This is a genomic window from Pseudoalteromonas sp. NSLLW24, assembly GCF_015864725.1.
Taxonomy (GTDB): domain Bacteria; phylum Pseudomonadota; class Gammaproteobacteria; order Enterobacterales; family Alteromonadaceae; genus Pseudoalteromonas; species Pseudoalteromonas arctica.
The window spans coordinates 324,693-338,339 of record NZ_JADYWQ010000001.1 but is presented as its reverse complement, the minus strand read 5'-3'; the positions used below and the strand labels follow the sequence as shown (position 1 = coordinate 338,339).

Annotated in this window: 10 protein-coding genes; 3 read left to right on the top strand and 7 right to left on the bottom strand. The window is 38.5% G+C overall.

The genetic code is table 11. The features are described from left to right. Positions 1 to 31 precede the first annotated feature (31 nt). Positions 32 to 715 (bottom strand): HvfX family Cu-binding RiPP maturation protein, encoded by a 684-nt coding sequence (locus I6E72_RS01410; protein ID WP_007582701.1) that lies wholly within the window; start codon positions 713 to 715, stop codon positions 32 to 34. Between the two features lie 93 nt (positions 716 to 808). Continuing rightward, a complete protein-coding gene (locus I6E72_RS01405) occupies positions 809 to 2,770 on the bottom strand; it encodes an oxidoreductase (protein WP_165721546.1) in 1,962 nt (653 codons plus the stop codon). A gap of 219 nt (positions 2,771 to 2,989) precedes the next feature. Here I6E72_RS01405 and sppA point away from each other — a divergent pair, with 219 nt between their 5' ends. Then, a complete protein-coding gene (gene sppA, locus I6E72_RS01400; RefSeq protein WP_024590136.1) occupies positions 2,990 to 4,855 on the top strand; it encodes a signal peptide peptidase SppA in 1,866 nt (621 codons plus the stop codon). Positions 4,856 to 4,937: 82 nt separating this feature from the next. Next, the gene (ansA, locus tag I6E72_RS01395; protein ID WP_007582693.1) at positions 4,938 to 5,948 is read left to right on the top strand and encodes an asparaginase; all 1,011 of its coding nucleotides are present in this window, start codon (positions 4,938 to 4,940) and stop codon (positions 5,946 to 5,948) included. A gap of 69 nt (positions 5,949 to 6,017) precedes the next feature. Here ansA and gndA read toward each other — a convergent pair whose 3' ends face one another. Then, positions 6,018 to 7,391: an NADP-dependent phosphogluconate dehydrogenase gene (gene gndA / locus I6E72_RS01390; protein ID WP_010554474.1), complete on the bottom strand. Its 1,374-nt coding sequence runs from the start codon at positions 7,389 to 7,391 to the stop codon at positions 6,018 to 6,020. Between the two features lie 377 nt (positions 7,392 to 7,768). On the opposite strand from gndA, the gene pyk reads away from it, so the two are divergent. After that, positions 7,769 to 9,205 (top strand): pyruvate kinase, encoded by a 1,437-nt coding sequence (gene pyk, locus I6E72_RS01385; protein WP_197110843.1) that lies wholly within the window; start codon positions 7,769 to 7,771, stop codon positions 9,203 to 9,205. Between the two features lie 68 nt (positions 9,206 to 9,273). On the opposite strand, the gene I6E72_RS01380 is transcribed toward pyk, so the two are convergent. The 4 genes from I6E72_RS01380 to I6E72_RS01365 form a co-directional block, all read right to left on the bottom strand. Next, on the bottom strand, positions 9,274 to 10,098 hold the full coding sequence (locus I6E72_RS01380) for a LytR/AlgR family response regulator transcription factor (protein ID WP_007582688.1): 825 nt from the start codon (positions 10,096 to 10,098) through the stop codon (positions 9,274 to 9,276). Next, positions 10,091 to 11,167 carry a sensor histidine kinase gene (locus I6E72_RS01375; protein WP_007582687.1) on the bottom strand — a complete coding sequence of 359 codons (1,077 nt, stop codon included), beginning with the start codon at positions 11,165 to 11,167 and terminating at the stop codon, positions 10,091 to 10,093. Before I6E72_RS01375 ends, I6E72_RS01380 begins: the two co-directional genes overlap by 8 nt. A 251-nt stretch (positions 11,168 to 11,418) precedes the next feature. Beyond that, complete coding sequence (locus I6E72_RS01370; protein WP_010554472.1) at positions 11,419 to 12,975, bottom strand: SulP family inorganic anion transporter; 1,557 nt, start codon at positions 12,973 to 12,975, stop codon at positions 11,419 to 11,421. A gap of 128 nt (positions 12,976 to 13,103) precedes the next feature. Beyond that, positions 13,104 to 13,562 (bottom strand): Lrp/AsnC family transcriptional regulator, encoded by a 459-nt coding sequence (locus tag I6E72_RS01365; RefSeq protein ID WP_007375323.1) that lies wholly within the window; start codon positions 13,560 to 13,562, stop codon positions 13,104 to 13,106. Positions 13,563 to 13,647: the final 85 nt, after the last annotated feature.

Sequence of the window (13,647 nt, the reverse complement as noted above, 5' to 3'; positions counted from 1 at the left end):
ATGCGGCCGTTAGTAAAGTAGATTAAATACGTTATTCTTTTACAATATTTCGCCTTAACCAGTAATCTATACTAACAAAACGCCCACCGCCCATAAAAAACAAGCTAAGAAGCATAGCAAAATAAATTGCCGAAAATTCTATACCGTTGTTTAAAATAGACGGCTTGCCCTTTTCGTATAGATAATCAGGAAAACCGTGTTCTTCAACTAAGCCACGAATTTTACCTATTCGGTCTTGTACTTCTAGTGAGTTTTCAAGGCTTTCTTTAGCGCCCGGAATTGATAACCAATCGAGCACTTGCGCAGCACTTGTTTCTGGATTAGTTGGTGCTATTGCAAACCAACCATTATGCCAATGCACTGAGGTTGCAGCGACAACCATTGTAAACATAAGTGGGATACTGACCAAGCGAGTTAAAAGGCCAAGTAATAAAAACCAACCTCCTAAAAATTCACTCCAGCCAGCTAAAAAAGCTAGTAAATCAGGAAACGGTAATCCTAAACCCCATTCATTATTACCAAACCATTGAACTACATCTGGAGATGCTAAAAAGTTATCAAAGAAACCTTCTGTCTCACCGCTTATAGCAAGTTTGTTATAACCTGCAATGATCATAACAGGGGCTAAAATCAAGCGAAATAGCAATGCAGGTAAACCATCTAAAAATGATAGTTTACCCAATATTGCATCATAAAGATTGGTTAGTTTATTCATGCGTATCCTGTGTGTTCACTGTTTATTAAGTTATAGACTATAAACAGCAAAGACCGCATGAATTGATAAACTATTTCAATTTATTTACAAAGGTTAAATACTTCTAGCGACCTGAAGTGCTTCAAAAATAGCGCGTTTAGCATCAATAGCTGCAGCTAGTTTAGCGCCGCCTATAACATGTACCTTTGCGTTATCTGTGTAATTTTCTAGCACTTCGTTGTTAGAAACCTGGCCAATACAGGCAATAACAGTGTCTACTGGCAGTACTTGAGTTTCACCAGCAACATTAATAGTTAGTCCGCTTTTATCAAAGCTTTGGTATTGGCAATCAGCAATTTGCTTAACGCCATGCTGCTTAGCAACTTGGCGATGTATCCAACCCGTTGTTTTACCAAGCTCGCTACCAAAACGACCCGCACTGCGTTTTAACATATACAATTGACGTTCATCTTTATGAGGTTGGGCTTCACACTCAATCCCCCATTGCGTTTTAAACTCGCTAATAGTTTGCGATTTATGTTCGCTTAAAAACGCAACCATATCAAAACCTATACCACCGGCACCTAAAATAGCAATTGATTTACCCAGCTCTACTTCGCCGCGTATAACTTCGTCATAAGCAAACACACGCTTATCATCGCTACATTTAATAGAGGCTTCACGCGGCCTAACGCCAGTTGCAAATACGATGTCATCATAGCTTTTAAGCATTGAATCGTCATAAGATTTACCAAGCTCTACAGTTACTTTTAATCGCTCAAGCTCATTAGTGAAGTAAGTAAGAGTATGGTTAAAGTCTTCTTTACCTGGTATTTGCATAGCTAAATTAAATTGGCCACCCATTTGCGGTTTTTGGTCAATTAGCGTGACGTTATGCCCTTTTTGAGCCAAGTAACAACTTGCCGATAAACCAGCAGGACCGGCACCGACTACTAATACATTTTTAGCTTTGGTTGCTTGCTCTAACGGGTAATCTAGCTCAAATGCAGCTTGTGGATTAACTAAACACGTAGCACGTTTATTTTTAAATACGTGATCTAGACAACCTTGGTTACACCCTATACAAATATTAATTTGCTTAGATTGATTATTTGCGTATTTATTAAAAAACTCTGGATCGGCAAGTAGCGGCCTTGCCATAGAAATTAAATCAGCCTCGCCTGCATTTAAAATATCGTTAGCTATTTCTGGAGTATTAATTCGGTTAACAGCAATAACTGGCACGCTCACCACGTCTTTTAAACGTTTTGATGCTTCTTTAAATGCACCTGGCGGCACCATACTCGCAATAGTCGGTACACGCGCTTCGTGCCAACCAATACCTGTGTTAAAAATATCAACGCCCGCTTTTTCAAGCTCGGTAGCTTGAATGACAACTTCCTCTGGCGTTGAGCCGTTTGGAATTAAATCAATAACCGACAATCTAAAAATGATTAAGAATTGCTCAGATACTTTTGCTCTTACAGCTTTAACTATTTCAAGCGCAAGTCGCATTCTATTTTCTAGGCTGCCACCAAATTCATCTTCACGTTTATTGGTGTGCGGCGCCATAAACTCATTAATCAAATACCCTTCAGAACCCATAACTTCAACGCCATCGTAGCCAGCTTTTTCAGCCATATAGGCAGAGTGCGCAAAGTCTTTAATTGTTTTTTTAATCGAGCCAAGCGACATCGCTTTAGGTTTATAAGGATTAATAGGTGCTTTTATTGCACTTGGTGCCTGATTGAATGGATGGTACGCATAACGTCCAGCATGTAATAATTGCAAACAAATTTTTCCGCCGTGTTTATGCACAGCATCTGTGTAAGCGCGGTGCTTAAATACATCGTAATAACTATTAAATGAAGATGAAATAGGTGTTAATTTGCCACGTAAATTAGGGCTGTATCCGCCCGTAATTAACATTGCGGTACCGCCTTTTGCACGTGCTTCGTAAAATGCACGTAAGCGTTTGCGGTTATGCCATCCCTCTTCAAGGCCTGTATGCATTGAGCCCATCACTAAGCGGTTACGTAATTGTGTGTGTTTTAGTTGTAATTGTTGTTCTAACATCTTGTGCCCCGTTAACTGGTCTAACCTGTATACATTAGCTAATTCTGCTTTAATGGCAAGTAATAAGCAATATGTGCCTTCATTTAATTAAAAAAAGCCATAAAAACATGTATTAATAGCACCTCATAAACACTTCGTTACGATTTAGCAGTTAAATTTATTTTTATTCTAGGCTAAGATGGAACTAATGTATTAACTGTACCAAATTAAGGAGCTATTTTGATAGCAAAGGTATTTAAAGGTATTTGGGCTGGAATTAACTTTTCTCGTCGTTTAATACTCAACATTCTGTTTTTATTACTGGTAATTGTTTTCTTAGTGTCACTCTCAAGTGACGACGATAAAATAATAGTTGAAAATGGCTCTGTGCTTAGGCTTAACCTAAATGGCCCTATTGTTGAAGAAAAAACATACATAGATCCGGTCGAAGCTGCAATTAGTGATGCTACTTCTGGTTCTGAAGCGCCAAGCGAAATATTACTTGACGATATTGTTGAAGTAATAAACGAAGCGACTAAAGACGATCGCATTACGGTGATGCTGCTTGATTTACAAGAAATGCCTAAAGCGCATTTAAACAAACTTAAGCAAATTACCAATGCTATCGATGCATTTAAACAAGCTGGCAAAAAAGTGATTGCATCGGGTTATTACTATACCCAAGCACAATACTATATTGCATCACATGCTGATGAAATAGCTATGCACCCATACGGTAGCGTAGGTATTGAAGGTTACGGCATGTATCCGCTTTACTTTAAAGATGCACTTGAAAAGCTTGAAGTAACGCAGCATATTTTCCGTGTTGGTACATTTAAGTCAGCAGTAGAACCTTTCATTCGTAACGACATGTCTGAAGCAGCCAAAGAAGCTAACCGTGTTTGGTTAGGCGCTCTTTGGAGCGAATACAAACAAGATGTTGCTGCGGTTCGCCCATTTGATGAGTCAAATTTCGACGAGACAATGGACGTATATCTTGAAAAAATGAAAGCTGCAGATGGCGATGCAGGTAAATATGCACTTGACCACCAGTGGGTTGATTCTTTAAAAACAAATCAACAAGTTCGCAAACAATTAATTGATTTAGTTGGCGCACAAGAAGATGGCAAAACATTTAAGCAAGTTTCATTTCGTGAATACTTAAGCTTGGTTAAACCACCGATTGAATTTGATAACCCTATTACCGAAAAAGTCGCCGTTGTAGTTGCTAAAGGTACAATTGTTGATGGTGAGCGTAAAGCTGGAGAAATTGGTGGCGACTCTACAGCAGCCCTACTTCGTAAAGCACGCCTTGATGACAAAGTTAAAGCGGTCGTACTGCGCATTGATTCAGGTGGCGGTAGTATGTTTGCCTCTGAAGTTATTCGTGCAGAAGTATTAGCGCTTAAAGCTGCTGGTAAGCCTGTTATTGCCTCTATGAGCTCTGTAGCTGCATCAGGTGGTTATTGGATTGCCTCTGCTGCAAACGAAATCTGGGCAGCACCGAGTACTATTACAGGTTCAATTGGTGTATTTGGTACGTTTATGACATTTGAAAAAACCTTATCTAAAATTGGTGTTTATTCAGATGGCGTTGCAACAACCGAAATGGCTGGTTTTTCTATCACTCGTCCCCTAAACGAAAAAATGGGTCAAGTAATTCAGATGAGCGTTGAAGAAGCATACGGTCGCTTTTTAAACGTTGTCGCTGATGCCCGTAATATGACGCCTGAGCAAGTTGATAAAATTGCCCAAGGCCGCGTATGGATTGCATCTCAAGCACTTGAACTGGGTTTAGTAGACAAACTTGGTGATAAACAAGATGCTATAAAAGCAGCCGCAGCACTTGCAAAACTTAATCACTATGAAGTTAAAACCATTAAACAAGATTTAAGCTCGCAAGAAAAAATGATTCAAAACATTTTTGGTAACGCGTCTATTAAATCGATGCTTGGTTTACAAACACAAAAAACATCTGTGTTAGCAACGCAAGCTAACTTGCAAAGCGTTATTAACCAATTAAGTACTGAAGTTGAAAACCTTAAAGATTACAACGATCCACAAGGTGTATATGCACGCTGTTTAGTGTGTAACGTTGCACAATAAAAGTGCATAGTTTTACCTAATCAGCTGTATTTAAAGTTACTTAACGTTATACTAAGCCCAGTTTTTTTACTGGGCTTTTTTTATGAAACGTAAACGCATTTATATCGCTTATACTGGCGGTACTATAGGTATGAAAAAATCGAGTCGAGGTTATATTCCTGCTGAAGGTTTTTTAACAGAAACCGTAGTGAACAACGCAGAGTTTAACCGTGATGAAATGCCTTTGTTTGATATTCACGAATACTGCCCGCTTATAGATTCTTCAGATATGTCTCCTGAGCATTGGCAACTTATTGCTGATGACATTAAAGATAAATACCAAGATTATGATGGTTTTGTTGTGCTTCATGGCACCGATACAATGGCGTATACAGCTTCAGCACTATCGTTTATGTTCGAAAATCTAACTAAGCCTGTGATTGTAACTGGCTCACAAATTCCGCTTTCTCAATTACGCTCAGATGGCCAAGTAAACCTTCTGAATGCAATGTATCTAGCGGCAAATTATCCAATTGCAGAAGTAAGTCTATTTTTTAATAACCAACTGTTTAGAGGTAACAGAGCAACTAAAGCCCACGCCGATGGATTTAATGCATTTGCTTCGCCTAATCTTGACCCCTTAGCGTTATCGGGTATTAGTATTCAACTTATTAAAGGCCAACTTAGTCCTTATGTTGAAAATGAGCTGCAAGTTACCCCTATTACACCTCAACCCATTGGTGTGCTTTATTTATACCCTGGTATTAGTCAAGAAGTGGTTAAAAGCTTAGTTAACGGCAATATTAAAGCCCTGGTGTTGCTTAGTTTTGGTGTAGGTAATGCACCGCAAGATCCTAACTTTTTATCAATACTTGAAGAGGCAAGTAAACGTGGCGTCGTTATTGTTAATTTAACCCAGTGCTTAAAAGGCCATGTAAATATGGGCGGCTATGCAACGGGTAATGCACTGTTAAATATTGGTGTTATTAGTGGGTACGATATGACCCTTGAAGCATGTTTAACTAAATTACATTATTTATTTAGCCAAAAGCTAGAAGTAGAGACGATTCGTCATTTAATGCAAGACAATTTACGTGGTGAGTTAAGCCGTTAAACCTCACAGCACCAAAAATACAAAAGGCACGCTAAATAGCGTGCCTTTATCGTTTTAAACAACTGTTTATTATCTAACTTTAGCGTCGATATCTACTAGGTCAGTTAAATGGCATGTTTCACCGCTATGGGTTTTAACGCCGTGCTCACCAAAGTAATCACGCTGGGCTTGAACTAAATGCCCATTACTCGGTGTGGTTAATGTTGCTAAATACGTTTGTGTAGCACCCAATACAGGGAATGCTAAACCAGTCATTATTGCTTGTCCGGTAATTTTGCGCAAAGAGTTAGACTCTTTCTCAAGGGTATCAATAAATTCAACACCTTGTGCAACGCTATCAAGGTAGTCAGCACGAATAATACAACCAGCACGCCACGTTTGAAGCGTTTTAGATAAATCAACTTTCCACTGATGAGTACGTGATGCACCTTTAATTAACGCTAAACCTTGGCGATACGCTAGTAAGCTTGCAAGTAAGAACGCTTCTTTTAGCTCTTCTAAATCAATTTCAACATTGTTAGTTGATTTAGATGCATACGTCATCTCTTGTGCAGCCGTTGTATTACATGCATTAGTTAAATGACGAGCTTGTACAGCAGCAACAAGTGAAGGAACTGCAATACCAAGTTCTAGTGCATTTTGCGCAGTCCAAAGACCAGTACCTTTAGCGCCAACTTTATTATCAATTAAGTCCGCAAGCGGTACATTATTATGATTTTCAAGTGACAATATGTGGCTAGAAATAGACAGTAAGTAGCTATTTAATTGACCTTCTGACCAGTCATTAAATATCTCAGCCACTTCTTTTGGAGAACGATTAGTGCCTAAACGAAGTAATTGGTACACTTCTGCAATAAGTTGCATAAGTGCGTATTCAATACCGTTGTGAACCATTTTTACAAAATGACCACTTGCTGATTGACCTACACGTGCAAAACACGAGTCGCCATTATAGCTAGCAGCTACTTTTTCAAACCATGGCTCAATACGTTCCCAACCACCCTCAGAACCACTTGCCATCATTGCAGGACCATGGCGAGCACCTTCTGCACCGCCAGAAATTCCCATAGTGGCAAATTCAAATTTATTTTGGTATTTAAGTTTACGCGTTATACCGTCTTTATAATTACTATTACCGCAATCGACAATCATATCGTCACAGTTAACGCCGGCCTCTACAAGTTCATTACAAACTGTATCAACTAACTCACCAGCAGGAACAAGTAATAAAATAGAACGAGGTGCCTCTAAACGCCTTACCATGTCTCTTAAATCAGAGACAATGTGAAGCCTATCAGCCATGCCTTGAGATTTAGCACAACTTAGTAACTCTTCACCCGCATGTGGGTTTTTGTCATAAGCGACTAGCGTTATCCCTTTTTCAATCAAGTTTAGGGCAAGATTTTTTCCCATAACGCCTAACCCTACTAATGCAACTTGCATCTAGTGTCCTCCTCGGTAACAACTATTTGGTTAGAAAATTCAGTGTATAAATTAAATAATACCGCGTGCATTATACTCATACAGTCATAAAATACTAATTATGAGTCAATACAACATGCTTTTTTATTACAGATAAATAAGCTACGTAATTATATCAAACATCAATGGTCTCGGGGTGACTAAAAGCAAAGCTAATTGAAATTAAGATCATTGACGCATTCTGACACCGGTGTCATAATGATGACACAATAGTTTTGTATAAAATAGTGGCAAACCTTTGAAGTTTGCACATAACTAAAATATTTTATTCTAATATAGATATTTTAAGTCAACAAAATAACGTCAACATGCTTTCACCAAGCAAACAGGAGAAATTGATGCTAAGACGCACGAAAATAGTCGCTACCCTTGGACCTGCTACCGATAGAGATAACAACTTAGAAAAAATTATTATCGCTGGGGCTAATGTAGTACGTTTAAACTTCTCACATGGTGTTGCCCAAGATCATAAAGACCGTGCACAAGCTGTACGCGATATTGCAAAAAGATTAGGCAAGCATATTGCTATCCTTGCTGACCTTCAAGGCCCTAAAATCCGCGTTTCTACTTTTAAAGAAGGTAAAGTAACGCTTGCTGTGGGTGCAAAATTTACCCTTGATGCAAAAATGGAAAAAGGCGAAGGCGACATAAACTCTGTAGGTATCGATTATAAAGAATTACCTAACGATGTAAGCCCTAACGATTTACTACTTCTAAATGACGGCCTTATTCAATTAAGTGTTGATGAAGTAGCCGGGCATTTAGTGCATTGTACAGTCACTGTTGGCGGTGTTTTATCTAACAATAAAGGTATTAACCGTTTAGGTGGTGGCTTAACTGCTCCAGCATTTACTGAAAAAGACAAAGAAGATTTAATAACTGCCGCTGAAATTGACGTAGATTACATTGCCGTATCATTCCCACGTAGTGGCGACGATATGCGCTACGTACGCTCACTTGCTGATGCTGCTGGTTCAAAAGCACAGTTACTTGCTAAAATTGAACGTGCTGAAGCCGTTGAAACCCAAGAAGCTGTTGATGACATCATTTTGGCGTCTGACGCTGTAATGGTTGCTCGTGGTGATTTAGGTGTTGAAATTGGTGATGCTGCTCTTATGGGCAAGCAAAAACTAATTATTCGTCGTGCTCGTTCATTAAACCGTACTGTAGTAACAGCAACGCAAATGATGGAATCGATGATCGATAACCCTATGCCTACACGTGCAGAAGTTATGGATGTTGCAAATGCTGTTCTTGATGGAACAGATGCTGTAATGCTTTCAGCTGAAACAGCTGCCGGTGATTACCCTGAAGAAACAGTTGCGACTATGGCACGCGTTTGTTTAGGTGCTGAATCGCAAAAAGAAACGCACGTTTCTAAACACCGTTTAGATAGTCGCTTTTCTAACAATGCTGAATCAATTGCGCTTTCTGCTATGTATGCAGCTAATCACTTAGATTCTGTTAAAGCAATTATCACACTTACTGAATCTGGTAGTACGGCTAAATTAATGTCGCGTATCAGCTCAGGCTTACCAATCTACTCGCTTTCACGTCATGCGAGTACATTAGGTCAAACTGCGCTTTATCGTGGTGTTTACCCAGTATTTTTTGATTCTACAAAAACTGAAAAAGACGGTATGGTAAAAGCCGCGCTTGATACTTTAGTTTCTCAAGGGTCTTTACAGTCTGGCGATACAGTAATTATTACTCACGGTGACTCAATGGAAACTGTGGGCGCAACTAACACAATGAAAATTGTAACTGTTGCATAATTAAACGCCGAATATAAAAAATGCGAGCTTAGCTCGCATTTTTTGTGTCTGTAATAAAAGCGTTGGCTTTAACTTGCTAATGCCGCTTTAACCTTATCTCGGTAGCTACGGCTCACTTTTAATTCTTGGCCATTTTCAAGTACTAATAAATACTCACCACTTACTTGTGTAACCAGTTTACTAATTTGTTTTGTATTTACTATTGCGCTGCGATGTACACGCACAAATAACTGAGGGTCGAGCTCTTGCTCTAGCTCTTTCATTGTTTTACGTAGAATATGCGTTTGTCCGTCTTCACAGTGCAAACACATATAGTCACCTGCTGCATCAACCCATTGGATAGTCGCTACTGGTACACGAATAATTTCACCCTGCTCTTTTACAGCAAGCGATTCTGGGTAACGTCTGTCTGTTAGCATATCGCCAGTGGCTAATTTTTTAAGTATTTCTTCGCAATTGTTACCAGTAATACCGGCTACAAAACTCGCTAGTTTTTTCTTATGGGCGTTGTCTTGCTGCGTTTTTAAGTAGGTATGCACTTTTTCTACCGCCTGTTTTAGTCTGTTATCATCAACGGGTTTTAAAATGTAATCGAGAGCATGAATTTCAAACGCTTTTACAGCAAACTGGTCAAAGGCCGTTACAAATACAATCGCTGGTAATGCTTTTGAGCTTTCGCTAAGGGCTCTTGCTACTTCAAAGCCATTCATACCTGGCATTTGAATATCTAAAAAAACCAAATCAATTTTCTCGCTTTGACACATTTCAATTGCATCAGCGCCTGAACTACACAATTTAATTACTTCAATATCAGAGTATTCTTCGAGCCTTACCGCTAAACCTTTTCGTGCTAACGGTTCATCATCAACAATGAGTGTTTTTATTTTAGTCATTTTTCACAGCCTTCTCAAAAGGTACTCGCAGATTAACTTTTAATCCACTTGGCGTATTATGTGATAATACAAACGAATAATTATTTTCATACAACGTTTTTAATCTATCTTTGGTATTAGCGACACCTACGCCTTGAGCGTTAACTAATTGACCATCGAGTATGTCAGTACCTGGGCCGTTGTCGCCCACTTCTAGTAATAACTCATTCGCAAATACCTGTGCTTTTATATCAATTACTCCACCTTCTGTTAGATGGGCAATAGCATATTTAATCGCGTTTTCTATAATAGGTTGCAAAATTAAGCTCGGTACTAAAGCCTCTTTAGCCTGCTCGCTTATATCTACATTTACCTTTAATCGCTCATCAAAACGTACACGTTCTATTTCTAAGTAAAGCATGAGTGCATGTAACTCTTGCTCTAGCGGTACTTTCTTTATTGGATCGGTATTTAATGTATAACGTAGAAAGTCACTTAGCCTTGCTACCATTAAGTTAGCATCTTTGTTTTCTTTAACCAAAATTAAAGTAGAAATAGCGTTAAGTGTATTGAATAAAAAATGGGGATTGAGCTGATACCTGAGCATTTTTAGTTGCGCTTCGTGTGCCATAGTTGTGGCCTTTAACGCTTTTTGTCGCTCACTTTGTAATAACTGATAATATTTAACGCCAAAGTACAAACCACTCCAACATAAAATAATATATACAGAATCTAAGCCTTGCTGCAGGTAATAAAACCACTCCTCTGGTCTATAACCATGGCGGTATATTTCCCACAAATTAAATTTTTGAACGACAGCCCATAAAGTACCTGTTACATAAGAGGCACCAAATACCACAATCATTAATACCCAAGGCGAGGCATTCCAAATTTTACGGTAAATATACCTAAGCGGTACTGTCATTAAGCAACCAGCGTAAGCATTTAATAAAATAACAAATACGTATATATCACGCATTTCAAATACTTTAGAGCCAATATAATTTACTAACGCATAACCAATCCAGCCTGCAATTTGCAAAAGCCAAAAAAAGCGTTGTCTGTTATCGACTAAAGATTGCCAGTTCAAAATAGATGTTTACTCCGTATAGTTAAAGACTAATTCCATAAAATAGGCGCTTGTTATTCTTTATTATTTTTACCTATGTAGGGCTAATTTTAATAAAATTAGATAGTCTTATTATATAGATTTATGAGTTTGCATAGCACTACAGCCTACCTTGCTTTTTAATAGTCTTACCGCAAACAAATAGTAGATACACTAAAAAAGCGAAAGGTTATTCACCTTTCGCTTTTTAAACATAAATAGCTTTGTGTAAATTAAGCTAGTTTGTCTGATGCTACTTTGTATGTTGGATCTTCAATCACATTCACTTCAACCAAATCGCGTGCTTTATGAAGCAACTGCGTACAGTCTTTACTTAAGTGACGTAAGTGAAGTTGTTTACCTGCTTTTGTGTACTTATCAGCAAGTGTGTCAATTGCTTCTATTGCACTGTGATCAGATACGCGGCTATGCTTAAATTCAACAATTACATTTTTAGGATCATTTTTAACATCAAATAACTCTGCAAAGTTTTTAACTGAACCAAAGAAAAGCGGGCCATGTAACTCATATACTTTAGCGCCTTCTTCATCAATATAGTTAGTTGTGTATATGTGCTTAGCATGCTGCCAAGCAAATACTAATGCAGATACAATAACACCTACACATACTGCAATCGCTAAATCGGTAATAACCGTCACACCCGATACAAGTACTATTACGAACGCGTCTGATAGAGGCACACGCTTCATCATTTTAAAGCTGGCCCATTCAAACGTACCTAATACAACCATGAACATAACACCAACAAGTGCAGCTAGTGGGATCATCTCAATTAAGCTTGAAGCGAATATGATGAACGCAAGCAACATCAATGCAGCACTTATACCCGATAAGCGAGAACGACCACCTGAGTTAATGTTGATCATTGATTGACCAATCATTGCACAACCACCCATAGCACCAAACATACCACAAGTAATATTTGCAGCGCCTTGGCCTATACACTCTTTATTACTATGACCGCGAGTTTCTGTAATCTCGTCAATTAAGCTAAGCGTTAATAATGATTCAATTAAACCAATAGCCGCTAAAATAAGTGCATAAGGAAAAATAATTTGTAGCGTTTCAAAAGTAAACGGCACCATAGGAATATGAAACTGAGGTAAACCGCCTGCAATTGTTGCAGCTTCGTCGCCTGTCATTCCTTTTAAGAAATCAACTACAGTATGCGCTTCTAAATCCAAACCAATAACTAAAGCGGTCACTGTAATAATAGCGACTAATGTAGAGGGTACAGCCGTTGTTAGTTTAGGTAAAAACTGAATAATAGCCATCGTTAAAGCCACTAAACCAAGCATAATATATAACGGGTTACCCGTCATCCATTCTTGTCCGCCCATACCATCAGGCACTTTAAATTGTCCTAACTGAGCGAGAAAAATAACAATAGCTAAGCCGTTTACAAAACCAAGCATTACCGGATGAGGAACCATGCGGATAAACTTACCGAGTTTAAATACACCCGCGAGTATCTGCAGTATGCCCATGAGCAATACGGTCGCAAATAAATACTCAACACCATGATCAAGCACTAAACTTACCATAACAACAGCTAGTGCACCGGTTGCACCTGAAATCATACCAGGGCGGCCACCAAATATAGCCGTAATTAAACCAACGATAAACGCGGCATATAGACCAACTAAAGGTTCTACATTTGCAACAAAGGCAAACGCAACAGCTTCTGGAACTAAGGCTAGCGCCACAGTTAATCCAGATAGAATATCGTTTTTAGCAGAGCTAGGCGCCCTACTGAGTAAGTTAAACATTGAGTTCCTCAAATGGTGTAATGGGTATCAAAAAAGCGCTAAATTCTACCAAATTAGCGCTCAGTTAACAATTGTCATTATGTGGTTAAACTAAACTAAAAGAGGTTTAGCTTTTAAAAGAAGTGCTTTTATAAAGGAAGGGAAGTACTACGTTTTACACATGTCATTGTTACATTAGAATGTACTTCTTGTACATATTCTAAGCTTAGTAAATTATCGCGTACAAAGTGCTCATAACCTTCTATGCCTTGTGAAATTATGCGTAGCATAAAGTCCATTGTTCCAGCCATGGTGTAACACTCTGTTACTTGATCGTAACTCATTATAAGTTTTTCAAATTCAGCAAGGTTCTTTTTACCGTGATTTGATAAACGCACATGTGCATATACAAGCATATCAAAGCCAAGTTTTTTCTCATCTAAAAGAGCGACTTTGCTTTTTATATAACCATCTTGCTCTAGCTTGGCAATTCGACGCCAGCATGGAGATTGAGACAAGCCTACTTTATCAGCAATTTCTGCGGTTGATAAACTAGCATCTTGTTGTAAAAGTGCCAATATTTGGCGATCTACGTGATTTAGAGACATTTTATTTCTTATTTATCAAATAAACTGGTTAAATTATACAACCATTTTAAAACTCAGTCTGCTTATTTTTAATTTTTATGCAGTT